Source organism: Candidatus Edwardsbacteria bacterium, from assembly GCA_018821925.1.
Classification (GTDB): Bacteria; Edwardsbacteria; AC1; order AC1; family EtOH8; genus UBA2226.
Window position 1 is genome coordinate 16,350 of sequence record JAHJLF010000069.1, and the last position, 24,502, is coordinate 40,851.

The following is a 24,502-nucleotide window of genomic DNA, read 5'->3' on the forward strand; positions in this document are numbered from 1 at the left end:
ATGGAAGCCAAAGTAAACCTGATCCCCATCCACGTGATGGGCAAACAGTACATGGTGCCGGACACCCTAACTGTCATGAAGGCCATGGAGTACGCTGGCTATCAGCTGACCCGGGGCTGCGGCTGCCGGGGCGGCATCTGCGGCGCCTGCGGCATGGCCTTTCGCCTGCCCGACAGCTTCAAGATCGAGGTGGGACTGGCCTGTCAGGCCATGGTCCAGCCCAACATGTACCTGGCCATCCTGCCGTTCTTCCCCACCAAGCGCGGCATCCACGACCTGGACAAGCTCAAGGCCACCGTTGACACCTTCAAGACCCTGTACCCGGAGGTGTTCAAGTGCGTGTCCTGCAACACCTGCACCAAGTCCTGTCCCATGTCCATCGAAGTGATGGATTACATCAATGCGGTCATCCGGGGCGATATCGTGCAGGCGGCCGAGCTCTCTTTCGACTGCGTGATGTGCGGGCTGTGCTCCAGCCGCTGCCCGGCCGAGATCTCCCACGCCAACGTGGCCATCCTGGCCCGGCGGCTGTACGGCTCGCAGATCGCGCCGCCGGCCGAGCACCTGGCCAAACAGGCCAAACAGGTTCGAGAGGGGAAGTTCAAAGAGGGACTGGACCAGCTGAAGAAGGCTGACGTCAACAAGCTGAAGGAACTGTATAAGGCCCGGGAAGCCGAGCCGGACAACACGCCGGATGAATGGGCCCCGAAATCTAACGACTATTTATAAGGAGATGAGCGATGCCATATACCCCTGAACTGAAACAGTTGATCAAAAAGGTCGAGGCCACCAGGCCGGAGCGGGTCCGCCGGAAGAAGGAGGGCCAGGAAATGCCGGCCATGTCGCTGGAGGAACGCCAAGCGGTGCTGGACGCCTTCCATCCGGACTGCAAAAAAACCTCCAAGCGTCCCATCGGGGTCGGAGTCAACAAGGGCTACGCTATCTCCCCGGAGATAGTGGATCAGCTGGAGGCCAAGAGCCGGGTAAACCCCGACAAGGTCGACCTGAACCCGCGCTTTACCACCGACGTGCTGGTGGTGGGCGGGGGCGGGGCCGGCGTGGCCGCGGCCATCATGGCCAAGGAACACGGGGCCAAGGTGCTGATTCTGACCAAGCTGCGGGTGGGCGACGCCAACACCATGATGGCCGAGGGCGGGATCCAGTCCTCTTCCAAACTGCACAAGGACTCTCCCTACTATCACTATCTGGACGTGCTGGGCGGCGGCCATTTCAAGAACGTGCCGGAGCTGGCCGAGGCCCTGGTGGGCGACGCGCCCGAGACCCTGGCCTGGCTGGAGTCCCTGGGCTGCATGTTCACCAAATACCCGGACGGCCGGCTGCTGACCATCCACGGCGGCGGCACCTGCCGCAAGCGGATGCATTACGCGGCCGACATTACCGGGGCCGAGATCATGCGGACCCTGCGGGACGAGGCCCTCAACTTCCCCGAAGACATCAAAGGCATCGACTTCACCTCGGCGGTGGAGCTGATCCTGAACGATAAGGGCCAGTGCGCCGGGGTGGTGGCCTATAACCACGAGACCGAGGAATACTTCACCATCAAAGCCAAGGCGGTGATCATGGCCACCGGCGGCTCGGGCCGGCTCCACATCCAGAATTTTATGACCACCAACCATTACGGGGCCACCGGCGACGGGCTGGTGATGGGCTACCGGGCCGGAGTGGAGTTGAATTTTCTGCATACCGTCCAGTTTCATCCCACCGGCGTCTCCTTCCCCGACCAGATTGAGGGCCTGCTGCTGACCGAAAAATTCCGGGGCATGGGCGCCAACATCCTAAATATCGACGCCGAGCAGTTCGTGTTCGAGCGCGAGCCCCGTGACGTAGAGGCCGCAGCCTTCATCCGCGAATGCGAGGAGCGTAAGAAAGGCGTCGCCACGCCCTCGGGAAAGGTCGGGGTCTGGCTGGATTCGCCCATGATCGACGACCTGAAGGGCAAGGGCACGGTGGAGAAGGAGTTCGTGGGCAAGTGGAAGCTCTACATGCGGCACGACATCGACATCTCCAAGGAGCCGATGCTGACCTATCCCACCCTGCATTACCAGAACGGCGGATTGAAGATCAACGCCCGCTCGGAAACCTCGTTGCCCGGGCTGTATGCCGCCGGAGAGGTGGCCGGGGGGATCCACGGGGAGAACCGGCTGATGGGTAACTCCCTGCTGGATGTATGCGTGTTCGGCCGTCGGGCCGGGCAGTTTGCGGCCGAGTATATCAAGACAACAGCCAAGGACGGAAAGCTCAGCTTGGAACATGTCAAGAAATATCATAAGGAGCTGGAGGCTGCCGGCATCGGCGGAGAAAGGGTCTCTCCCATGCTGCTGCCGGATTACAGCAATCCCGAAGTGCGGAAAAACCAGATAACCACCTGCTACCTGGGGAATATCCGGTAATTACAAACCACTCAATTGTGAAAAACGGATTTAGACAGCGATCCTTAATATTTCAGCCATTAGCTAGGAGCCTTTAATGGAAAAAATCGGAGTCTTTGTCTGCCACTGTGGCCTCAACATCGCCGGAACGGTGGATGTCAAGAAAGTCGTTTCGGCCATCTCCACTTACCGTGATGTGGCCCATGCCGAGGATTATAAATACATGTGTTCGGATCCCGGGCAGAACCTGGTGATCAAGGCCATCAAGGAGAAGGGGCTTACCGGGATAGTGGTGGCCGCCTGCTCTCCCACCCTGCATGAGATCACCTTCCGAAAAGCGGCCGAGCGGGCCGGACTCAATCCCTACAAGGTGGAGATCGCCAACATCCGCGAACAATGCAGCTGGGTCCATGACGATAAGGCCCTGGCCACGGCTAAGGCCATCAAGATAGTCCGGACCATGGTGGAGAAGGCCCGGGGAGATAGCCCCCTGGAGACCATCAAGGTGGATGTCACCAAAAAGGCCCTGGTGATCGGCGGCGGGGTGGCCGGGATCCAGGCGGCCCTGGATATCGCCAACAGCGGATATCCGGTTATTCTGGTGGAACGCCAGCCCTCGATCGGCGGCCACATGGCCCAGCTTTCGGAAACCTTTCCCACCCTTGATTGTTCCCAATGCATCCTGACTCCCAAGATGGTCGACGTCAGCAAGCACCCCAACATCACCCTTTACACCTATTCCGAGGTGGAGGAGGTTTCGGGCTATGTGGGAAATTTCAAGGTTCGGATCAAAAAGAAGGCCGCCTATGTGGACCGGGAAAAATGCACCGGCTGCGGGCTGTGCTCAGAAAAATGCCCCAGCAAAAACAATTCCAGCGAATTCGAGAGGGGGATGGCATCCAGGAAGGCCATCTACACCCCCTTCCCCCAGGCGGTCCCCAATAAGCCGGTGATCGACCGGGAGAGCTGCACCTATTTTCAAACCGGCAAATGCGGGATATGCGCCAAGGTATGCACGGTGGGAGCCATCAATTACGAGCAGCAGGATGAGATGATCGAGGAACAGGTGGGCTCAATCGTGATAGCCACCGGATACGAGGTCCATCCGGTCAGCAAATTCGCCGAGTACGGTTACGGCACCATCCCCGATGTGATAGATGGTTTGCAGTTCGAAAGGATGCTGTCGGCCTCCGGGCCCACCGAGGGAGAGGTAAAAAGGCCCTCGGACGGCAAGATCCCCAAGGAGGTGGTTTTCATCCAGTGCGCCGGCTCGCGGGATCCGGAGAAATACTTTCCCTATTGCTCCAAGATCTGCTGCATGTATACCGCCAAACACGCCAAACTTTACAAGCACAAGGTGCATGACGGACAGCCTTATGTCTTTTACATAGATATCCGGGCGGGAGGCAAGAAGTACGAGGAGTTTGTCCAGCAGGCCATCGAGGAGGAGAAGGTGGTCTATCTGCGGGGCAAGGTTTCCCGGGTCTATCAGGACGGCGACAAGGTAATGGTCTGCGGCGAGGATACCCTGTTGGGCAAAAAGGTGGAGATAGCTGCCGATCTGGTGGTGCTGGCCTCGGCCATTACCGCCCAGTCCGATTCCAGGGAGCTGGCCCAGAAATTGAAAGTGGCGGTAGATGAATTCGGGTTCTTCAGCGAAGCCCATCCCAAGCTTCGTCCGGTGGAAAGCAATACCGGCGGATTTTTCCTGGCCGGCGCCGCCCAGGCCCCCAAGGATATTCCGGAGGCCGTGGCCCAGGCCAGCGCCACCGCCGCCAAGGTGTTGTCCCTGTTCAGCGGAAAGTACCTGGAGCACGAGCCGATAGTGGCCAAGGTGAACGAGGATCTTTGCTCGGGATGCCGGATCTGCGTCCCGGCCTGCCCCTACGGCGCCCGGGAGTACGATAAAGAGAAAAAAGTGGCCAAGGTCAATGAAGTGCTTTGCGAGGGTTGCGGAGCCTGCGTTTCGGCCTGCGCCTCTGGTGCCACCCAGCAGAACAATTTTTCCGACCAGCAATTTTATGAAATGATATCCACCGCATTGGAGGAGAGCAATGTTTGAGCCGAAAATGATTTGCTTCTATTGTAAGTGGTGCACTTACACCGGAGCCGACCTGGCCGGGACCAGCCGGATGAAATATGTGTCCAACGGAGTGGTCCTCAAAACGATGTGCTCCAGTCGGATCGATCCCCAACATATTCTGGAGGCCTTCAAAAAAGGGGCCGACGGAGTGTTGATCGGCGGTTGCCATTACGGCGACTGTCATTATGTTACCGGAAACCAGCTGACCCATAACCGGGTAGCCATGCTGCAAAAAATACTGCCCGATTTCGGCATAGATCCCCAGAGGCTTCGGATAGAATGGATCTCGGCGGCCGAGGGCGCCAAGCTGGTGAAGGTCATCAACACCTTTACCGAAGATTTAAGAGCAATGGGACCGAGGAGGAAAGAATAAGATGGCAAAATTAAAATTGGGCATATACTGGGCGGCCACCTGCGGGGGCTGTGATGTTTCCGTATTAGACACCCATGAGCGGCTACTCAAGATCGTGGAGGCGGCCGATATCTATTTCTGGCCCATCGCCATGGATTTCAAATACAAGGATGTTGAAGCTATGGCCGACGGCTTTCTGGACGTCTGCCTGTTCAACGGCGCCATCCGGAATTCGGAGAACGAGCATCTGGCCAAACTGTTAAGGAAAAAATCAAAGGTGATGGTGGCCTACGGGGCCTGCGCCGCCTTTGGCGGCATCCCGGCCCTGGCCAATTTCACCACCAGGGAAAAAATATTAGAGAAGGCCTATAAAACCACGGTCTCCACCGATAATCCCCAGGGAGTATACCCCCAGCCCTCCACCAAAATGCCGGAAGGAGAGCTTACCATTCCCGAGTTCTACAATAACGTCTATAAGCTGAGCGATATCGTAGCGGTGGAATACACCATCCCGGGCTGCCCGCCACCAGCCGATCTGCTGATGACTGCGGTGGAGGCCATCGTTACCGGCAAACTGCCCCCGGCGGGAAGCACCATTGCCGGAGAGAAGACCCTGTGCGACGAGTGCCCTCTGGAGAAATCCGAGAAGCCGGTGATTACCGAGATCAAGCGGCCCTTCCAGGTGATCCCCGACGGCAAGAAATGCCTGCTGGAACAGGGGCTGATCTGCATGGGCCCGGCCACCCTCAGCGGCTGCGGGGCAGCCTGCATAAAGGTCAACATGCCCTGCCGGGGCTGCTTCGGCCCGGCCAAGGACATCAAGGACCAGGGGGCCAAAATGCTGTCGGCCCTGGCCAGCATCGTCAAGTTCGATGACGAACAAAAGGCCGATAAAATAATCAACTCCATGGTAGATGCAACCGGGACACTCTATCGTTTTGGAGGCGCCAACGCAATTTTAAGTCCCACCAGATCAAAGGGGGAAAAGCCATGAAGAGAATAACCATAGATCCCATCACCCGCCTGGAAGGCCACGGGAAGATCGATATTTTTCTTAACGACCAGGGAAATGTGGAGAATGCCTATTTTCAAATCCCCGAGCTCCGGGGATTCGAGCAGTTCTGCATCGGCCGCCCGGTGGAGGAGATGCCCCGGATAACCACCCGGCTGTGTGGCGTCTGCCCCGGGGCCCATCATATGGCTTCGGCCAAGGCGGTGGACAATGTTTATAAGGCCGATCCCACCCCGGCGGCCAAAAAATTAAGGGAGCTTTTCTATAACGCCCATGTGGTGCATTCCCACATCGCCCATTTCTATGCCCTGGGCGCGCCGGATTTTATCGTGGGCCCGGAGGCCGATCCGGCCAAGCGGAACATCCTGGGGGTGATCGAGAAAGTGGGGCTGGAGGCGGGAACCGAGGTGATCAAGCATCGGGCCTATGCCCAGAAGATACAGGAGATAATCGGCGGCAAGGCCACCCATCCGGTGTGCGCCCTGCCGGGGGGCATGAGCAAGGCCCTTAAAAAAGAGGAGCGGGACGAGATGGAGAAGTGGATAATCTCCACCATCGAGTTCGCCAAATTCACCCTGAAGGCCTTCGAGGACATCGTGCTCAAGAACCAGGAATACGTAGATCTGATCCTGAGCGACGTCTACATGCTGAAGACCTATTACATCGGCATGGTGGATGAGAACAACCGCCCCAATTTCTATCACGGCAAGATCAGGATCGTGGATCCCGACGGCAAGGAATTCGCCAAGTTCGACCAGCAGGATTACCTGGACCATGTCCGGGAGCACGTGGAATCGTGGACCTATCTTAAATTCCCCTTTCTTAAGAATGTGGGATGGAAGGGTTTGATTGACGGGAAAGAAAGCGGCGTGGTCCGGGCCGCCCCCCTGGCCCGGCTCAATGTATCCGAGGGAATGGCCACTCCGCTGGCCGATGCCGAATATCAGAAGATGTTCCAGACCCTGGGCGGCAAGCCGGTGCATCATACCCTGGCCATGCACTGGGCCCGGATAATCGAGTTGATGTATTCGGCCGAGAGACAGCTGGAGCTGATCCGGGATCCCGAAATAACCTCCCCGGATGTCAGGACCATTCCCACCGAGACCCCCAGCGAAGGGGTGGGGATAGTGGAGGCTCCGCGGGGAACCCTGATTCATCACTATAAGACCGACTCCAATGGGATCCTGACGGATGTCAACCTGGTGGTGGCCACCGTCTTCAACAACGCCGCCATGTGCCTGGACATCAAGAGCGCCGCCCAGAAACTGATAAAGAACGGCAACGTCACCCAGGGAATTTTAAATAAAGTGGAGATGGCCTTCCGGGCCTACGATCCCTGCTTTGCCTGTTCCACCAACACCCTGCCGGGCGAGATGCCGCTGATCGTGAAACTCCATAATGCCGACGGCAGCCTGGCCGACGAGTGGCGGCGCGATTAGCAATTGAGCGAAAAAGCCAAAACTCTGATTCTGGGGATGGGGAACGCCATCGCCTCGGACGATGCCATCGGCCTGATCATCGCCGAAAGGATCAAACAGGATCAAAAATTTTCGGGCATAGATGTTGAGACCATCGAAAGCGGCGGGCTGGCCATTCTGGAGATGCTGCAGGGCTACGATACGGCCATAATAATTGACTCCATCAAGACCGGCCTGCATCGGCCCGGCGAGATACTCCGGTTCCGACCGGAGGACTTCGACTGCACCCAGCGCAGCGCCGGGGTTCATGATGTCGGTTTCTTTACCTCCCTGAAGCTGGGCCGGAAGCTTAATATGAAGATCCCGGAGCGGATAGAGATCATAGCGGTGGAGATACTGGAGAACCGCCTGGTAAGCGAGGATATCACCCCGGAGGTAAGGGCGGCCGTCGGTCCGGTGATCGAAATGATAAAAGGCATGCTGTGACAGTCCCGCAGGAAAGAAGAACCTCCCGGAAAGACGGGAGGTTCTTCTTTTACAGGCCGGCAAACTGACCTTGGGGGCAAATACAATAATTAGTGCTTGACTTTGCCTCCGGTTTGAAAATATACTATTACCATCAACCTGCCTTGATAAACCGTATCTTTTACCACATAGCAGGTTCAGCCCTACTTGATGTTCCAACCACTAACATAAGTAACAAAACACACAGCGTTACTTGATGGGCTTTGTAACCAAAGGAGAATGAAAATGCAATTCATACATCTGTTGTTGATACCTACACTGATGACAGCATCGATTCAGGATTCATTATTGAATAACTATAAGAGAGATTATGAGATACTGTATCACACTTCTATAAATGAGGTTAAAAAAATTACCACAGGTGAGCAGATTGATTTAGATTCCACGCAAAACGCCTTTCATATTCTGTTTAAGATGCAGAGACGGAGTTGTGTTAATATGATGATGAATATATTGAAATATCCGGGTGATGTTAGATACAAGATACCAGAGACATATCAAATCGGAGTTAGCCCGATAATTGGCATAAAAATACTGGCTGCCTTGGTACTATCAAATTGCATTGAAAAAAGAGACCCAAGTGAAATTATTTCTTTTAGAAACGGTTTAAGCAAAAGTGATTTTGATGATAAATATAATATTTCGATAAGCACACTGGATAATATAATAGCTAGTTGTAAAAATGAAAAGAAAAAGGAAAGTGCGGTAGCGATAATAAGTGCTTTAAAAAATAAGCAAGATAAAGATGAGGCAATAATTAATTTGTTGGATAGTATCTTAATTAAACCTAAGATGGAATACGATCTTACACCTCGGTCAGATGTTTTATTGCCGTATTTAAACAATTATATAAAACCAGGTTTTAATGATGAAATAAGAATAAAAGCAATAGAAGCTATGGCTAGGTTAGATCCAGATGGGTCCGTAGAGTACATTTATAAATATCTTTGGGATAAGGATAAAATAATCAGAAGAACAGTATTGGAATGTTTAGGGTATAGCACTAACAGCACATTATTGCCAATTTTTAAATATATTAGTGAAAACGATGTTGATGGAGAAATCAGGCGTTTATCTGAAGATATGTATCGGTATAATTCCACAGGAATCAAAAGATGAGGAGTTTCCTGCAGTAAGTCTGCCTGTTTAAGGAGTGACCCAAAACTTATTGTAAATGAAAATATATTAGATAATGGCGTTTGTAACATTACTGATTATGGTATTACTTCCAAACAAAGTTTTAGCAAATATATGCTAATTGCTTGTCAGGGGTAAGCAAATTGTTGGGTTCAGACAAGGAAGGGGATATTGATAAATAGCGGTTAAGTTGATATTTATACAGTTAGCTTAGTGCGCAATCTATTATTAACCGAAAAGGGAAGCATCCTATGGATCTGCTTATCTCGATGATCTGGCTGGGCCTGCTGGCCGGGGTGGCCGGCATTCTAAGCTTTCCCGCCAGCCGGGAAACCTTCGTGATCATCACCAAGGCCCACCCCCTCGTTATGGGAATGGCCAAATTCGCCCTGCTGGGGACCATGGGGGAACTGCTGGGGACCAAGGTGATCACCGGGCGCTGGCGGCTTAAGGGGATCCGTCTTCATCAGCGGATCGCTGTCTGGGCCTTTCTGGGTCTGGTCTTCACCGTCATTCTGCCGCTTTTTTCCTACGGCATAGACGGGCTGTTGGGGAACGGTCTGCTGCCCGGCAGGAACATCAGGCTGCTGGAGGCCTTCTGGAAATCCTTTTTCATGCAGCTGATCTTCGCCTTCCCCTTCATGGTCTTCCACCGGATAACCGATACCCTGATAGAGAAAAATAAGCTATTTGCCAGGTGGCCGCTGATCGAGACAGTTGTGAACATCGACTGGAAAAATATGTTTACCGTGGTGGGCTGGTCCATCATCTGGTTCTGGCTGCCGGTGCAGACCATCAATTACCTTCTGCCTCCGGAATTCCGAGTGGTGGTGGCCGCCCTGCTGGCGGTGGCGCTGGGCTTTATTCTGGGCCTGGCAAAAAGACTCTCGGTCAAGAATACGATAGGAAATGCCGTTGGGTCTTGAAAGCAGAGGCAATCAAACGGTTGTAGAAAACAGCCCATCGCAAATAAAGAGGTTTTTAATGAAAGATAGTTACAAGCTGATAATCGGGGGCCGGGAGGCTGAATCGTCAAAGACCCAAAAGGTATTTGATAAATACACCAATGAAGCGATAGCGGAAATATTCGTTGCCGGGCCAACCGAAACCGACCGGGCCTTGTCCTGCGCCGCCGATGCCCGAAGGGTCATGGCCGACCTGCCGGTTCATCGCCGGGCGGAGATCATCAGAAAGGTCGCCGGCATACTGGAGGAAAAAAAAGAGGAGCTGGCAATCATGATCTCCCGGGAGGCCGGCAAGCCTCTAAGATACTCCCGGGCCGAGGTGGAGCGGTGCATCGAGAATATCGAATACATATCCGAGGAGGCCAAGAGGATACACGGTGAAACCATGCCCATCGACGCCGGAAAGTCGGGCGAAGGGCGGGTGGGTCATTACGAGAGGCACCCCATCGGCGTGGTGGCGGCCGTCACCCCCTTCAATTTTCCCCTGAACCTGGCGGCCCACAAGGTGGCTCCGGCCATCGCCGCCGGCTGCCCGGTGATCCTCAAACCGGCCACAGCCACGCCGCTGTCGGGCATAGAGCTTATCAAGGCTTTTCTCGAGGCCGGCCTGCCCCAGGAGGCCATCAGCGTTCTGCCTGGGCCGGGAAGCGAAGTCGGCGAGATGCTGATCAGGGACGACCGGGTATCCAAGATAAGCTTCACCGGAAGCCGGGAGGTGGGTGAACATATCATCAGGAACGCCGGGTTGAAGCGGGTCACTCTCGAGCTGGGATCCAACAGCGCGGTAGTGATAGATGAGGATGTCGAGGACATGGACTACGCCGTAAAACGTTGTGTTTTGGGGGCGTTCTACAATCAGGGCCAGGTCTGCATCTCTGTGCAGAGGATATATGTGCATCAAAGCCGGTATGCGGAATTCATGGATAAATTCGCCGCGGGAACCCAAAGGCTTAAAATAGGCAATCCCCTGGATCAGGATACCGATATCGGCCCAATGATAGCGGCATCGGAGGCCGACCGGGTTCAGGACTGGGTGAAGGAGGCCGTGACCCAGGGGGCCCAGGTCGTCTGCGGAGGGAACAGGGAGGAAAATATATATCATCCCACCATCCTCATCAATACCAAACCGGAGATGAAAGTGGTCAAGGAGGAAATATTCGGCCCGGTGGCGGTGGTGGAAAAAGTCTCCAGTTTTGAAGAGGGCATTACCAAATGCGATCAGAGCCAGTACGGCCTACAGGCCGGCATATTTACCTCCAATATCAGCCGGGCATTGACGGCCATTAAAAGGATCAATGTGGGAGGCATACTTATCAACGATTTCCCATCCTACCGGATCGACCACATGCCCTATGGGGGCAATAAAAACAGCGGAATGGGCAGGGAGGGGGCAAAATTTGCCATCGAGGAGATGACCACCCTGAGAATGGTTATCTTCAACATGAATAAATAAGAGCCGCAAATTTCTGCGGCCGACATAATTTAACCCTGTAAAAATAGAGTGAGAAGAAAGCGATAATGTTACTGAAGCCACCATTATTAAAAACCAAACTGGTATTGAGCTTTTCCAGCATCATAGTGGTGGGGGTCTCCCTGTCGGCCTTGGTGGGCATCATACTTATCGGCAATACCGTTATCGGACAGGCTCAGGATAAAGTAAGGCTGGACCTTAATACTGCCCGGGAGATCTACCAGCAGGAAGGGAAAATGGTAAATAACACCATGTACCTGTTGGCCCAAAGATACGATCTATTAGACGCGGTAAAGCAAGAAAACAGAAGATATCTTTTAAGGGAGCTTCGGAAAATTAAGGAAAAGGAACAATTGGATATACTATCCGTTACTGATTTAAAAAGCCGGGTAATAATGCGGGGACGAAATCCAGTTGCTTTTGGCGACAAACCTTATAATGAACTGATCGACTGGGTTCTTCGTAACAAGCTGCCAGCAACCTCTACGGAAAGCATTCCGGCCGATGAACTGGTTAAAGAGGGCGGGGATTTAGCCCAGAGCGCCAGGGTCAATATGATCCCCACCCCTAAGGCGCGGACGATAAAAGACACTGTAGAAACATCCGGTTTAATGATCATGGCTGCCTCCCCCCTGTTTGATAAAAACGGGCAGTTTATTGGAATTCTATATGGCGGAAAATTGATAAACAACAGTTATGAAATTGTTGATAAGGTTAAGGATATCGTTTACAAAGGAGAAAAATATAAAGGGAAGGATATTGGGACAACCACTATTTTTCTGAACGATCTCAGGATATCAACCAATGTTCACGGAGTAACCGGAACCAGGGCGGTGGGAACCAGAGTTTCTCAAGAAGTATATGATCAGGTGATGACCAGGGGGCTCTCTTGGATAGGCAGGGCTTTCGTGGTCAACGACTGGTACCGGACGGCCTATGAACCGATTCAAAACATCAACGGAAAAATTGTGGGCATTCTTTATGTAGGTATGCTTGAAGCGCCATATATAGATTTGAGAAATAGAACCCTGGGCCTTTTCCTGGCCATTGCCGGCCTGACGGTGATCCTACTGTGGTTCTCGGCCAACTACCTGGCCGGCCGGATCGTCGGGCCGATCAAGGACCTGGTCTTGGCCAACAGCCAGGTGGCAGGGGGCGATCTTTCGGTCAGGGTTCAAATATCATCCCAGGATGAAATAGGCCAGTTGTCGGAATCCTTCAACAAAATGACCGCCGAGCTGCAGCGGACCACCGGGGAATACCGAGCGTTGACCCTGACCCTGGAACAAAAGGTGCGTGAAAAAACAGAAGAACTGCAGGCCGCCCAGGCCCAGCTGATCCAGACCGAAAAGCTGTCTTCTTTGGGCAAAATGGCAGCCGGGGTGGCTCACGAGATAAACAATCCCCTGACCTCGATCCTGATAAACAGCCATTTGATGTTGGAAAAGATAAAGGGGCGCTCCAAGACCAAGGAAAGTCTCCAGCTGATAATCGACGAGACATCCCGCTGCAGCTCCATCGTCAAAAGGCTGCTGGAATTCTCCCGGCAGAGTCCGCCGGAAAAAAAGCCGGAGGATATCAACAGCCTGATCGTGATGTTGCTAAAGCTTTTCAAGAACCAGCTGCTGTTCAACCGGATCGATCTGAAGACAAGCCTGGATAAGCGGCTGCCCCAGGTGGTGGTTGACGCCAATAAAATAAAACAGGTCTTTACCAATATCTTAGTCAATGCCATCGACGCCATGCCCCAGGGCGGAACCTTCAAGGTGGGCACCGGGGTCTCCAGTGATCTGCGCTTTGCCGAAATATTTTTCCAGGACAACGGAATCGGGATCCCCAAGGATGTCGTCAACAAGGTGTTCGATCCGTTCTTCACTACCAAGGGCATTAAGGGCACCGGTCTGGGGCTGGCCATCAGCTATGGCATCATCCAGCAGCACAACGGAGCCATTGATATCATCAACCAAAAAACCAAGGGAGTCAGGGTGCTGGTAAGGCTGCCGATAAGTGATAATCAGTAAATAGGGGATTGAACGATGGCTGGAAAATTAAAAATACTAGTGGTGGACGACGAGCTGCCGGTCTGTAAAAGCATCGCCAGCGTACTGGAAAACAGAAACAGCTTGGTGGAGACCGCTTTGAGCGGCGAGGAAGCCCTGAAAAAGGACCTGAAGCAACGCTATGATCTGATAATAACCGATCTGATGATGCCCGGAATCAGCGGCCTGGAGGTGTTGGCGACAATAAAAAAGAGGCGAGCCCGGGCCGCTGTCATAATGATCACCGGATTCCCGTCGATAAAAACAGCCGTGGAGTCAATAAAATCAGGGGCTTTCGACTATCTTCCCAAGCCCTTCACCCCCCAGGACCTGCGCAATATAGTCCAGAGGGTAAGGGCGAGCCGAAAAACAGACCGAACCGCCGAAACCGCCCCGAAGATGAAAACGCATCAGCCGCAGTTGTACTGCATTCCGGATAATTCTTGGGTCCAGGTCGGCCGGGACGGTCTGGTAACGGTGGGCATTCATCATAAGTTTTTGAAAGGCCTGGGGCCGGCCTCCGCCATCGAGCTTCCTGAGGTGGGTGATAAAATAATCCAGGGGGAAGCCTATGCTGCTATCCGCGACACTAAAAAGCATTCTCACCGCCTGTGGATGCCGGTATCGGGACAGATCGCCTCGGTAAACAAGGAGATAAAAAACGACATGTCCTTATTGGAACGTGAGCCTTACGGACGGGGATGGCTGGTAAAAGTGAGCCCGACCCAGCTGGAAGACGATCTGAACAGCCTGTTGGTCCTGAATTCGTGAAGCAGTCTAAAATGCCGACACCCCGCATAAAAAATATTGTGAGCGCTTTCAACCAGCGCCTGGCCGAATACATACCGAGCCGGATGTCGTTCCTGGACGAGCAGGGACGATGGCAGAAAGACCCCGGGGAGGTATGGGAAAAGGCCTCCGCCGAACTGTGGTACCGGCTATGGGAGCAGGCCACCGCCTCCGGGCGGCCGGCAGATTTTGAAAACCTGGTAACAATCCTGGCTTCAAGAGAGGCCGATTGGAGAAGCATAAAAAAAACATTCGGTCAGGGCCCAGCAGCCTCCAGCCCTGAGGCAGTCCTGATAACCTTCCTGAACGCCTTATGCCGGTTGATAGAATTCTCCTGTTATAAAAATAATGCCAGCCGGCCGGTGGCCGAATGGGACCAGCAGGGCAGAAGGTTGTCAGAAGAATACGCCTTAAAAACACAGGAGGCTTACAATCGATGGGGGGTGGCAGGCCAGGAAGATTCTCGGGCCAATGCCCTTGATCGGCTGGCCGATGAGCTGCTGCAGGGTTCCGAGATGTTCGTTAAAATATCCCGGCTGATTGCCGAGGAGGACCGGTTGAACCGGAAGATCAAAGGACTGCTGACCGGGCCATCCGATCCAAAGCTCAGGAGCGAGGCGTACGAACTGATCCTGGAACAGCTCGACGGTTCCGTGGCTTGGCCGGTTGACCGGCTGCAGCACATGGTAAGGCCCTGCTTGGGGCTGCTGGGCAATCCCGACATTCCAATATCCAGCGGCATTCAGTACGAGGCTACCTGCATCTTGGGAAAGGTTCGGGACAGGCGGTGCGCTGAAGCCATAGTAGATCAATTGAAACTGGTGGACGGAAAGCATGATAACCTCAGCTCCGGCTTGCTTTACGTTTTAGGTCGGCTTGAGGAGCCCAAGGCCGCGGGGTCTTTTATCGAAAAATTAAAGGCTGGATCGCCCGGGCTGGAAATACGAGAGGCAATATGGGCATTGGGGAAACTTGAAGAAACACCGGCTCCGGCAATACCTTTTCTTGTTGCGCAAGCTGATAACAGGGACAGGGATGTAAAGGCAGTTTTGGCCTGGGCCTTGGGGAGAATAGGCCGAGCCCGGTTAAGGGAAGCCGGGGCTGTCGAACCAGAGGTTGTTGCGGCGTTGTTGAAACTGCTTAAGGACGATCATCTGCGGGTATCGGAAGAGGCTTTATTGGGTTTGAAAAACCTTGGATTACCGGAGCTGTTTAACCGTCTGCATATGCACAACACCGCCGGAAAAGATCTATTGTCGCTTCAACCAAGCCGTCAGGGATTGTATGAACTTTCGGAGACTTTGTGGTACTTGATGGAAAAACAATCACCGATTGTAATGGCTGTCACTGGAGATTCAGGGACCGGCAAGACCTATTTCTGCCAGTGTCTGACCAACGGATTTGGCCGATGGGCACCAAAGGACATTCTGTATTTAGCCCGGGATAACGCGGACCACAATGATATCTTCAACCGGATGCTGGGTTTGAAATTTCTAAAGAAACGCGTCCTGCCGCAATTCTATCAGAACTATCCCCTGTCGGAGGAGGACGACCGCCCGGAGGAATATTTTGAGCAATTTATGAAGGAGAATCGGGATAAAAAATTGATTATCCTGGACGGCTGGAGGGACGATGCCTATTTTCACCATTTGGTCAACTTGTTTAATGAGTATGAACATTTAGACGTACTTTTAAAATTTCGGGCCGCATACTCCACCCGTCGGATAAACCTTGAGGAGCGGGAAGGGTTGTTGGATAACGTAACCACCTGCCTGTCATATGTGGAAGAACAGAATCTCCGGGAGACCAGGTTGCATCGCGACGGCAGAGTGCTGATATATCAACTGGAAAACTCCCTTCCCGCCCGGCCGGACCGGGAAGAAATTCAGGGGCTGTTTCAGCAAAGGAAGATCGAAAGCTGGGGACGTTTCATCCGGGTTGGCAGGTTTGGCCAGGCAACCGGAAAGATGCAGAGCATTCATAAAAATAGTGGCTGTCAAAAAGAAAAGATAGAAATCATAAAGGAAAGTTCAGCCGTTGGAGAAAAGCTGGCAATAGACCCCTGTGAAAAACCATATATCCGGAGAACGAGCGTTAATTCAAAATCCACCCGGTATTTACTGGAAACCATAGAAACAGAGGGTATTTCACTAAATTGCATTGCTCTGATGGGCCCCGGTCAGGTGGCTTTCGGGGGAAAGGACGGTCAAGTGGGGGTCTTCTCCGGACCCAGCAATCATCTGAAATATCACACCGTCCCCGGCGGAGATATCAGGCAAATTGCTATACTGGGAGACGAAATATGGTCCCTTGACGGTGCTGGCCGATTGGCCGTCACTTCCTTAAAGCAAGGATATTATAGCAACTGGGGAAAGAACCAACCACTGGTAACGGCCATTGCCTCAAACCGCGATCAGCTGATTGCCACCGGGCATTCGGACGGGAGCATTCGCCTGTGGAACCAAGGAGAGGGACTGGTCGGCTCGGCAAAGCTATCCCGGAAAAACATTGCGGCAATTGCAATGGGGCCCGGGAACAGGGTGTTTTCCCTTGATGGTGGTGGTAAATTGACCGTCTGGGAAACGGGAAAAGGTTTAGCCTTATCATATAACACCGGCCTGGCCGGCGGGGCAAACCTTTGCCGATATCCGGGAGGAATGATAGCCATCGGCCGGACCGGCAAAGGCTCCAAGGGTATCACTGAGATTGGGATTATCGATTGCCTGACGGGCCAGATGGAAACCCTGGCTTCCGATATAGAGGGCGAGGTAGCCAGTATCAGCGCGTATTTCGATGGCCGCCTGTTGGTGGGCTTAAAAGGGCGGCCCGGCAATAAAAATGCCGGCACCTTAATGATAATAAAGCCCGGTAAAAACGCCCCGGGTTATTGGCTGTTGCCGGGGCATAAAATCGAAAGCCGGAGCTGCCTGAGCATGGGGCCTCAAATTCTCACCTGCGGCAGCGACACTGGTTCAGATGATTCGTTAAAAATCTGGGGATCGGCCGATTACGTTAAACAGGAAAGAAAACGATCAAGTTTATTGGACAGCAGCATGATAAAACACAGCCATTTCCAAAATATTTTATGACCTGCTTTTAGGACCAGATGCTGCCCCCATTCGTGATGCTCCATAATTTATAGGTCAAGAGGAAAAATGAGTGAATATTCAAAAATAATTATAACAACTTTGGCGTTTGTATTATTTGCCGGCTGCCGTCAAAAGGCCGAAAAAACTTACCGGCCGGATAAAACAGAGCAAGTCCAACCGGAGCGGCATGGGAGAATCAAGCTTACCGTGGGGCAGAGTGTCTTATGGGTGGAAGTGGTAGATAACCCAAGATCCCGGGAGCAGGGACTGATGTTTCGGAAAAGTATGCCGGAGGACGAGGGGATGCTTTTCATCTTCGAGTATCCCCAGATGCAGTCCTTCTGGATGAAGAACACCTTCCTGCCCCTGGATATAGCCTTTATATCCGACCAGGGCGTAATTATCAACATCCTGACCATGAAGCCCCTGGACGAGGGGCCGCGCTATCATTCGCTGGCTCCGGCTCTTTATGTGATCGAGGCCAACGCCGGTTGGTTTGGGCAGAACGGGGTCAAAGCCGGGGATAAGGTGATTTTTTAATTGCCTATAACTGCGACAACGCTGGCTGGCATCTTTGAACAGGATGGGCGTACAAAAGTCGAAATAAACGAAACGGGGCGATATTATCGCCCCGTTTCGTTTTAAATAGGATATATCATTTATCGGATTTTATCACCTTCTTCTCAATATACCCTTTCAGTAAATTCAAGTCGTCGGAATATATCTCCATAAACCGCACCCCGATGGTGTATTGTCCGTTTTTCAATGCGCTGCAACGCACCACCCGTCCGATAGCCGCCAAATCATATTTGCTTTTGCCCCTGGCAAAATCAAGTTTTAACTGCAGGGTATCGTCTTTGCTTAGTTTTTTGCCGGAATGAAAAAGTATCCCCCCGGAGCTCAAGTTTTTCACCTTGGCCGGTTTTAAGCCGCTGGTGTCAATGATCTCCTTAAGGGCTTTATATTTTACCCTTATTTCCACCGGCAGCCGTATGAACTTTCTTCTTTCTTTTGACTTGGCTGATTTTTTCATCAACGTATCCCTTCAATGGATAACAATTTTTTCTTGACGTTTATTCCCCAGGCAAAGCCGCCCAGCGAGCCGTCGGAGGCTATTACCCGGTGGCAGGGGATTACTATCGGCAGCGGATTGGCCCCCACTGCCTGGCCAACGGCGCGGTAAGCTTTGGGCCGGCCGATCTCCCTGGCCAGCATGCCGTAGGTCATCATCTGCCCGGGCAACAGGCCGGACAGCTTTTCCCAGACCTTTCTCTGGAAGGCTGTGCCGCGGCTAAGGTCTGCCTTGAAGCTGAAGACCACCGGCAGCCCCCGGAAATACTTGTCCAGCTGTTTTTTGATAGGTATAAAAGGTTTTTCGCTGCGCACCAGATCGTAATGCCTGATCGGAAGAGCCATTAGGAAGGCCAGCTCGGAGCCTTTTCCCGGAGCAATGCTCAGCAAACCCTTATCGGTGGCGGCCAGGTATAGCTGGCCGATGGGTGAGCTGTATCTGGTAAAGTATATTTTGGTATATCTGACCATTTTTATCACTCCCGTTGCATTAAGAATAATTGATTAGCGATATTTTGTCAATAAATAAATTAAATTAAAATTTTGCTTTTTTATATCCATAGTGTTATAATAATTGATTATAAGTTGTGAAACATATCAATCAATATATTGCAGGGAAGATATGAAAACCGTTAAAATAGCAGCTAAAAAGAAGGGACTAAAAAAGCCCAGCCCGGTCAGTAAAAAAAAGACCGATAAAAAGGCTCAAGTTCCCGAACCGGCAGTAATTAAAAAAGCCCTCGTCACTGACGATCTGAAAAAGCAGATCGCCGAATGGCAGTCCAACAGCGTTGCTCCATTGCTGGCCAAATATCCCGAAAGAAAAGAGAAATTTATACTCACTTCGGGGGCCGAGGTCAACCGGCTTTATACCCCGGATGATGTCGGGGAAGTGGATTATCCCAAAGAGCTGGGCTTCCCCGGGCAATATCCTTACACCCGAGGCGTCCAGCCAACCATGTACCGGGGCAAGTTCTGGACCATGCGGCAGTATGCCGGTTTCGGGGATGCTGCCGAATCCAACAAACGTTATAAATATCTTCTCGCCCAGGGCCAGACCGGCCTGTCGATCGCTTTTGACCTTCCAACCCAGATCGGATATGATTCCGATCACCCGATGTCAACCGGGGAGGTGGGAAAGGTCGGAGTGGCGATAGACTCGCTTACCGATATGGAGATCCTTTTCGACGGAATTCCCTTGGACAAGGTATCCACCTCCATGACCATTAACGCTCCGGCCTCGGTATTGCTGGCCATGTATATTGCAGTTGCCGAAAAACAGGGAGTTGGTCCGTCTCAGATACACGGCACCATCCAAAACGATATCTTAAAGGAATATATAGCCCGGGGAACCTATATTTTTCCGCCCGAGCCTTCCATGCGCCTGATCACGGATATCTTTGAATACTGCGCCAAGGAAGTGCCCAAATGGAACACCATTTCCATTTCGGGCTACCATATCAGGGAGGCCGGAGCCAGCGCCACCCAGGAGGTGGCATTCACCCTGGCCGATGGAATCGCCTATGTTCAGGCCGCCCTGGATACCGGGTTGAACGTGGACGACTTTGCCAGCCGGCTGTCGTTCTTCTTCAATGCCAACAATAATCTGTTCGAAGAGGTGGCCAAGTTCCGGGCGGCCCGGAGAATGTGGGCCAGGATCATGAAGGAACGTTTTAACGCCCAAAAGCCCAGCTCGCTGATGCTTCGTTTCCACTCGCAAACAGCCGGGTCCACCATGACCGCCCAGCAGCCGGATAATAACATAGTCCGGGTAACCATTCAAACCTTAGCGGCTGTCATGGGCGGGGCCCAGAGCTTGCATACCAACTCCAAGGACGAAGCCCTGGCCCTGCCGACCGAGGAATCGGTAAGGATAGCCCTGCGTACCCAGCAGATCGTAGCCTATGAATCGGGGGTGGCCGACACTATAGATCCCCTAGCGGGTTCGTATTATATCGAAGCCAAAACCAATGAGATCGAGAAGACCGCCATGGAATACATAAATAAGATAGACAAGATGGGTGGCATGGTCCGGGCGGTGGAGAAGGGCTATATTCAGAGCGAGATCCAGGAGTCGGCTTACCGCTATCAACTGGATGTTGAGAGTAAAGAACGGGTAGTGGTGGGGGTCAATAAATTCATCGTCCAGGAAGAACCGATGAAAAATCTGCTTAAGGTTTCACAGGCGGTGGCCGAGGCTCAGATAATAAAAATAAACCAGATAAAGGCCAAGCGCGATAATATGGCGGTTCAAAGTTCGCTGGAAAAGATTCGCCAGGCCGCTCAAGGCAAGGATAATCTGATGCCGCTCATTTTAACTGCGGTCAAGCAGTATGCCACTCTGGGGGAAATATGCCAAGTGCTCCGGGAGGAATTCGGCGAATACCGGGAATCGGTGGTACTATAAAACAGGTCAATCCTCTCGCCGGGCAAAATCGGAATGAGAGGGGCAGATAAATTTTCATGGAGAAATTACATATATGTCAAACAAAAAGACCAGAATATTAATTGCTAAGCCCGGCTTGGATGGGCACGATCGGGGGGCTAAGTTCATTGCCCGAGCGCTACGGGACGCCGGCTTCGAAGTGATATATACCGGTTTGAGGCAAACCCCGGAAGCCATTGCCAGTGCGGCCATACAGGAGGACGTTCAATGGGTGGGACTGTCCTGTCTTTCGGGGGCTCACAACTCCCTGTTTCCCAAAGTGGTGGAAATCTTGAAACAGAGGCAGGCGGAAGATATCAAGGTGTTCGGCGGAGGGGTTATCCCGGCCGACGATATACCGGCATTGAAGGAAGCGGGGATAAAGGAGATATTTACCCCCGGCGCAACCTCCAAGTCGGTGATAGATTATATCAATTCAAATTGAGTCAGTAAATGTGTTTTAAACATTGACAAACAGCATCCGGCCGCACTTGATAAATGGCGCAAAGAGATTTATATTTTTTAAACAATTAATTTTATAAAAACCTGTGAAGAACTTGGTTCAAAAGATACTGGCCGGGGATATCCGCTCGATAGCTCGAGCGATAACCTTGGCTGAAAACGAGGATTATCAGGCTGTCGAGCTGTTGAGATCCTTATATCCCCATACCGGGCAAGCCTATTTAGTGGGCATAACCGGCCCTCCCGGTGGGGGGAAATCCACGTTGGTTGACAGAATGATCGCCTACTACCGGAAGCTGGGCTTAAAGGTGGCCGTTATCGGGATAGACCCTTCCAGCACCTTCACTGGCGGCGCCCTTTTGGGTGACCGGGTAAGAATGCAGGCCCACGCTACCGACAACGGGGTGTTCATTCGTTCCATGGGCAGTCGGGGGCATCTGGGAGGATTGGCTGTGGCCACGGCCGATTCCGCCAAGATCCTGGATGCGGCCGGTTATGATATTATAATCTTCGAGACGGTGGGGATAGGCCAATCCGAAATAGAAGTGGCCAGCCAGGTGGACACCACGGTCCTGGTAACCGTGCCGGGTTTGGGGGATGATATTCAGGTGCTGAAGGCCGGCACCATGGAGATCGCAGACATTTTCGTGGTAAATAAGGCCGACCGTGACGGGGTGGAAAAAAGCGTCATGGCTATAGAACAGCTGCTCTCAACCTGGGATATGACCGAAGACGATTTCGTGCCGCCGATCCTAAAAGTCACCGCCAAAGATAATATTGGCATTGGGGAGTTGGCCCAAGCCATTGAACAGCATAAAAAGCACCTTAATGATAGCGGCAAGTTTGAAACCCGCAGAAGGAACCGGGCCGTTACCGAAGTCCATACCTTGATCCTGAATCAGCTTGATAAGTGGGCCCGCGACAAAATGACCAAGGATATCACCACTAGGGATAATATTGAGGAGGTATATTTAAAATTCATTGACCCTCATACCGTCGCCAGGGAGGCATTAAGGGAACTGGAGATGGAGACTATGTGGGATAAATGGGGACAGGGGGCCGACGGGGGAGGTTAGACAGAAGCAAATCTATTATTGGACTCTATTGCCGCTGAAACATCCCGAGTATAAAATGTTTTTGACAATCCGATAGATACCGTCAGAGGGATTGGGAAAGGAAAGGTACGATGATCAGGGAGTTTATGGAGCTTAGCTATTTTAATAATCAAATATCAGATTATTTAATAAGCCTGGCAATTTTGGCGGGCTCCGTTATAATAATCAAAGTCGTGGATCTGATAGCGGTCCACCGGCTGAAGAAAATCACCGCCCGGACCGAGAGCCAATTCGACGACCGCCTGGTTGAGGCCGTTGATAAAAAGATCGTCCCGCTGCTATACCTGGGGGCAGTCTACCTGAGCACCAAGAACCTGATGATTACGCCGCTGATTCAGAAGATCATCAACGTTTCCGGGGCCGTGATCCTGACCTACCTGGCGGCCAAGTTCATTCTGTCCCTGTCAGTTTATTCTGTGGAGGCCTATTGGAAGAAGCGGGGCGGGGAGGACTCTTCACAGAACGCCGCCTACCGGGGGATACTGACCATACTCAAACTGGTAGTCTGGGGTCTGGCCTTGATCATCCTGTTGGACAACCTCGGGGTTAAGGTCTCGGCCCTGGTGGCCGGGCTGGGCATCGGCGGCTTGGCAATAGCCTTTGCTGCCCAGAAGGTGCTGGGCGACCTGTTCAGCTACTTCTCCATCTTCTTCGACCGGCCGTTCGAGATCGGCGATTTCGTGGTGGTGGGCGAATTCATGGGGACGGTGGAACACATCGGGATCAAGAGCACCCGGATCCGCAGTTTGAGCGGCGAACAGCTGATATTTGCCAACACCGACCTTACCAATTCCCGCCTGCGCAATTACAAGCGGATGATCAATCGCCGGGTGCTGTTCAAGATCGGGGTCACCTATGGTACTGATCCCAAGAAGGTGAAGGATATCCCGGGTATGATCGGGAAGATCATCCGGGATGTTCCCTGCGCCATCTTTGACCGGGCGCATTTTTCCTCCTACGGTGATTTCAGCCTTAACTTCGAGATCGTCTATTACGTGGAAGGCGGGGATTATCTGAAATATATGGACATCCAGCAACAGATCAACCTGGCCATCATGGAGGCATTCGCCAAAAAGAAGATAGAATTTGCCTATCCCACCCAGACCATACATTTAACTAAGATATAAAAAATAAAATATACCGGAGAATCAAAAATGCATATCCATGGGATTGATCATATCGGCATAGCCGTGAAAAACCTCGAAGAGGCTCAGAAATTTTACACCGAAGGATTGAGCCTGGCGCTGGAAGCAACCGAGACGGTGGAGAGCCAAAAGGTGAAAGTAGCCTTCATTCCGGTGGGAGACAGTCGCATCGAACTGCTGGAGTCCACCGCGCCGGACGGCAATATCGCCAAGTTCATCGAGGCCAAGGGAGAGGGCATCCACCACCTGGCGCTGAAGGTGGATAATATCGAAAAGGCCCTGGAGGAGCTGACTGCCAAAGGGTATCAGCTGATAGACAAGGTTCCCCGAGTGGGGGCCGGCGGCCACAAGATCGCCTTCGTGCATCCCAAGTCCACCAAAGGGGTTTTGCTGGAGCTTTCCGAGAGCCATTAAAATAATACCTTGGTCATCCTTCATCCGGCCTTGCTTTGAAGTATCCTCAGGATGACAATTGCTGTCACCCTGAGATTGCTCTTGTGCTTGACAGGTTGAATGGGTGAGTAAGAATAAATGTTTCGGTTATGTAACAGGCTTTTAGCCACCCAGACCGCATCTGCGGCCTGGGTTTTTTGCTTAGTCTTAGTCATCCTGAGATTGGCTATTTGACAGGCTCTCGAAGGATCTGACAGAATTGCGTTTTGCAGATAGATTCTTCGGTGGGAAAGCAGGCGGTAAAACTCAGAATGACGGGATCTGGGAATTTTATTGGTCTGTGGGGTTAAAAGAATCTCTCGCAATGACAAAAAGCAAAAACAGAGAGGGGAGTGTTATGAATAAATATGCCCTGCTGGTGATAGATGTTCAGAATTATTTTTTCGATAAAAATTCACAGGCCTATCTGCCGGACAGCGTAAAGATCATTCCTAAAATAAATAATTTGATAAAATTCGCCCGCGATAAAAAATGGTCGGTCATCTATACCAGCCATACTGCACCATCAAGGCCAGGAAATCTCATGGCCGAACGCTGGGAGCATCTGCCGTCGGGATGGGA

Annotated in this window: 22 protein-coding genes; 20 read left to right on the forward strand and 2 right to left on the reverse strand. The window is 52.3% G+C overall.

Annotated elements, in window-relative coordinates; genetic code table 11:
- From KJ869_08340 to KJ869_08405, 14 genes are all read left to right on the forward strand, one after another.
- Positions 1-729 carry a 4Fe-4S dicluster domain-containing protein gene (locus tag KJ869_08340; GenBank protein ID MBU1577201.1) on the forward strand — a complete coding sequence of 243 codons (729 nt, stop codon included), beginning with the start codon at positions 1-3 and terminating at the stop codon, positions 727-729.
- Between the two features lie 11 nt (positions 730-740).
- On the forward strand, positions 741-2,411 hold the full coding sequence (locus tag KJ869_08345; GenBank protein ID MBU1577202.1) for an FAD-binding protein: 1,671 nt from the start codon (positions 741-743) through the stop codon (positions 2,409-2,411).
- Positions 2,412-2,487: 76 nt separating this feature from the next.
- Positions 2,488-4,452 carry a CoB--CoM heterodisulfide reductase iron-sulfur subunit A family protein gene (locus KJ869_08350; GenBank protein MBU1577203.1) on the forward strand — a complete coding sequence of 655 codons (1,965 nt, stop codon included), beginning with the start codon at positions 2,488-2,490 and terminating at the stop codon, positions 4,450-4,452.
- Positions 4,445-4,846 (forward strand): hydrogenase iron-sulfur subunit, encoded by a 402-nt coding sequence (locus tag KJ869_08355; protein ID MBU1577204.1) that lies wholly within the window; start codon positions 4,445-4,447, stop codon positions 4,844-4,846. Before KJ869_08350 ends, KJ869_08355 begins: the two co-directional genes overlap by 8 nt.
- A gap of 1 nt (position 4,847) precedes the next feature.
- The gene (locus tag KJ869_08360) at positions 4,848-5,819 is read left to right on the forward strand and encodes an oxidoreductase (protein MBU1577205.1); all 972 of its coding nucleotides are present in this window, start codon (positions 4,848-4,850) and stop codon (positions 5,817-5,819) included.
- On the forward strand, positions 5,816-7,276 hold the full coding sequence (locus KJ869_08365) for a Ni/Fe hydrogenase subunit alpha (protein ID MBU1577206.1): 1,461 nt from the start codon (positions 5,816-5,818) through the stop codon (positions 7,274-7,276). Before KJ869_08360 ends, KJ869_08365 begins: the two co-directional genes overlap by 4 nt.
- A gap of 3 nt (positions 7,277-7,279) precedes the next feature.
- Positions 7,280-7,741 carry a hydrogenase maturation protease gene (locus KJ869_08370; protein ID MBU1577207.1) on the forward strand — a complete coding sequence of 154 codons (462 nt, stop codon included), beginning with the start codon at positions 7,280-7,282 and terminating at the stop codon, positions 7,739-7,741.
- A gap of 264 nt (positions 7,742-8,005) precedes the next feature.
- Positions 8,006-8,899, forward strand: coding sequence for a HEAT repeat domain-containing protein (locus KJ869_08375; protein MBU1577208.1), 894 nt, complete (start codon positions 8,006-8,008; stop codon positions 8,897-8,899).
- Positions 8,900-9,168: 269 nt separating this feature from the next.
- Positions 9,169-9,843: a hypothetical protein gene (locus KJ869_08380; GenBank protein MBU1577209.1), complete on the forward strand. Its 675-nt coding sequence runs from the start codon at positions 9,169-9,171 to the stop codon at positions 9,841-9,843.
- A 58-nt stretch (positions 9,844-9,901) separates the two neighbouring features.
- Positions 9,902-11,335, forward strand: coding sequence for an aldehyde dehydrogenase family protein (locus tag KJ869_08385; GenBank protein MBU1577210.1), 1,434 nt, complete (start codon positions 9,902-9,904; stop codon positions 11,333-11,335).
- Positions 11,336-11,400: 65 nt separating this feature from the next.
- The gene (locus KJ869_08390) at positions 11,401-13,374 is read left to right on the forward strand and encodes a cache domain-containing protein (GenBank protein ID MBU1577211.1); all 1,974 of its coding nucleotides are present in this window, start codon (positions 11,401-11,403) and stop codon (positions 13,372-13,374) included.
- Positions 13,375-13,389: 15 nt separating this feature from the next.
- A complete protein-coding gene (locus tag KJ869_08395) occupies positions 13,390-14,163 on the forward strand; it encodes a response regulator (protein ID MBU1577212.1) in 774 nt (257 codons plus the stop codon).
- A gap of 38 nt (positions 14,164-14,201) precedes the next feature.
- Entirely contained in the window at positions 14,202-17,270 is a 3,069-nt protein-coding gene (locus tag KJ869_08400; GenBank protein ID MBU1577213.1) for a hypothetical protein, read from the forward strand.
- Positions 17,271-17,336: 66 nt separating this feature from the next.
- The gene (locus tag KJ869_08405) at positions 17,337-17,810 is read left to right on the forward strand and encodes a DUF192 domain-containing protein (protein ID MBU1577214.1); all 474 of its coding nucleotides are present in this window, start codon (positions 17,337-17,339) and stop codon (positions 17,808-17,810) included.
- A 115-nt stretch (positions 17,811-17,925) separates the two neighbouring features.
- Here KJ869_08405 and KJ869_08410 read toward each other — a convergent pair whose 3' ends face one another.
- Both KJ869_08410 and KJ869_08415 read right to left on the reverse strand, forming a co-directional pair.
- Positions 17,926-18,303 carry a PilZ domain-containing protein gene (locus tag KJ869_08410; GenBank protein MBU1577215.1) on the reverse strand — a complete coding sequence of 126 codons (378 nt, stop codon included), beginning with the start codon at positions 18,301-18,303 and terminating at the stop codon, positions 17,926-17,928.
- Positions 18,303-18,812 carry a methylated-DNA--[protein]-cysteine S-methyltransferase gene (locus KJ869_08415; GenBank protein MBU1577216.1) on the reverse strand — a complete coding sequence of 170 codons (510 nt, stop codon included), beginning with the start codon at positions 18,810-18,812 and terminating at the stop codon, positions 18,303-18,305. Before KJ869_08415 ends, KJ869_08410 begins: the two co-directional genes overlap by 1 nt.
- Positions 18,813-18,963: 151 nt before the next feature.
- Here KJ869_08415 and KJ869_08420 point away from each other — a divergent pair, with 151 nt between their 5' ends.
- The 6 genes from KJ869_08420 to KJ869_08445 all read left to right on the forward strand — a co-directional run.
- Positions 18,964-20,748 carry a methylmalonyl-CoA mutase family protein gene (locus KJ869_08420; protein ID MBU1577217.1) on the forward strand — a complete coding sequence of 595 codons (1,785 nt, stop codon included), beginning with the start codon at positions 18,964-18,966 and terminating at the stop codon, positions 20,746-20,748.
- Between the two features lie 73 nt (positions 20,749-20,821).
- On the forward strand, positions 20,822-21,211 hold the full coding sequence (locus KJ869_08425; GenBank protein MBU1577218.1) for a cobalamin B12-binding domain-containing protein: 390 nt from the start codon (positions 20,822-20,824) through the stop codon (positions 21,209-21,211).
- 103 nt (positions 21,212-21,314) lie between these two features.
- Positions 21,315-22,304, forward strand: a complete 990-nt coding sequence (meaB, locus tag KJ869_08430; protein ID MBU1577219.1) for a methylmalonyl Co-A mutase-associated GTPase MeaB — start codon at positions 21,315-21,317, stop codon at positions 22,302-22,304.
- Positions 22,305-22,414: 110 nt separating this feature from the next.
- Positions 22,415-23,470, forward strand: coding sequence for a mechanosensitive ion channel family protein (locus KJ869_08435; protein ID MBU1577220.1), 1,056 nt, complete (start codon positions 22,415-22,417; stop codon positions 23,468-23,470).
- 27 nt (positions 23,471-23,497) lie between these two features.
- A complete protein-coding gene (mce, locus tag KJ869_08440) occupies positions 23,498-23,902 on the forward strand; it encodes a methylmalonyl-CoA epimerase (GenBank protein ID MBU1577221.1) in 405 nt (134 codons plus the stop codon).
- A 376-nt stretch (positions 23,903-24,278) separates the two neighbouring features.
- Positions 24,279-24,502, forward strand: a 224-nt coding sequence (locus KJ869_08445; protein ID MBU1577222.1) for an isochorismatase family protein, incomplete at its 3' end; no start/stop codon positions are given.

Excerpts from the sequence above, each read along its gene's own strand:
- KJ869_08340 (MBU1577201.1), top strand. The coding sequence starts at position 1 with ATGGAAGCCAAAGTAAACCTGATCCCCATCCACGTGATGGGCAAACAG.
- KJ869_08345 (MBU1577202.1), top strand. The coding sequence starts at position 741 with ATGCCATATACCCCTGAACTGAAACAGTTGATCAAAAAGGTCGAGGCC.
- KJ869_08350 (MBU1577203.1), top strand. The coding sequence starts at position 2,488 with ATGGAAAAAATCGGAGTCTTTGTCTGCCACTGTGGCCTCAACATCGCC.
- KJ869_08355 (MBU1577204.1), top strand. The coding sequence starts at position 4,445 with ATGTTTGAGCCGAAAATGATTTGCTTCTATTGTAAGTGGTGCACTTAC.
- KJ869_08360 (MBU1577205.1), top strand. The coding sequence starts at position 4,848 with ATGGCAAAATTAAAATTGGGCATATACTGGGCGGCCACCTGCGGGGGC.
- KJ869_08365 (MBU1577206.1), top strand. The coding sequence starts at position 5,816 with ATGAAGAGAATAACCATAGATCCCATCACCCGCCTGGAAGGCCACGGG.
- KJ869_08375 (MBU1577208.1), top strand. The coding sequence starts at position 8,006 with ATGCAATTCATACATCTGTTGTTGATACCTACACTGATGACAGCATCG.
- KJ869_08380 (MBU1577209.1), top strand. The coding sequence starts at position 9,169 with ATGGATCTGCTTATCTCGATGATCTGGCTGGGCCTGCTGGCCGGGGTG.
- KJ869_08385 (MBU1577210.1), top strand. The coding sequence starts at position 9,902 with ATGAAAGATAGTTACAAGCTGATAATCGGGGGCCGGGAGGCTGAATCG.
- KJ869_08390 (MBU1577211.1), top strand. The coding sequence starts at position 11,401 with ATGTTACTGAAGCCACCATTATTAAAAACCAAACTGGTATTGAGCTTT.
- KJ869_08395 (MBU1577212.1), top strand. The coding sequence starts at position 13,390 with ATGGCTGGAAAATTAAAAATACTAGTGGTGGACGACGAGCTGCCGGTC.
- KJ869_08405 (MBU1577214.1), top strand. The coding sequence starts at position 17,337 with ATGAGTGAATATTCAAAAATAATTATAACAACTTTGGCGTTTGTATTA.
- KJ869_08410 (MBU1577215.1), bottom strand. The coding sequence starts at position 18,303 with ATGAAAAAATCAGCCAAGTCAAAAGAAAGAAGAAAGTTCATACGGCTG.
- KJ869_08415 (MBU1577216.1), bottom strand. The coding sequence starts at position 18,812 with ATGGTCAGATATACCAAAATATACTTTACCAGATACAGCTCACCCATC.
- KJ869_08420 (MBU1577217.1), top strand. The coding sequence starts at position 18,964 with ATGAAAACCGTTAAAATAGCAGCTAAAAAGAAGGGACTAAAAAAGCCC.
- KJ869_08425 (MBU1577218.1), top strand. The coding sequence starts at position 20,822 with ATGTCAAACAAAAAGACCAGAATATTAATTGCTAAGCCCGGCTTGGAT.
- KJ869_08435 (MBU1577220.1), top strand. The coding sequence starts at position 22,415 with ATGATCAGGGAGTTTATGGAGCTTAGCTATTTTAATAATCAAATATCA.
- mce (MBU1577221.1), top strand. The coding sequence starts at position 23,498 with ATGCATATCCATGGGATTGATCATATCGGCATAGCCGTGAAAAACCTC.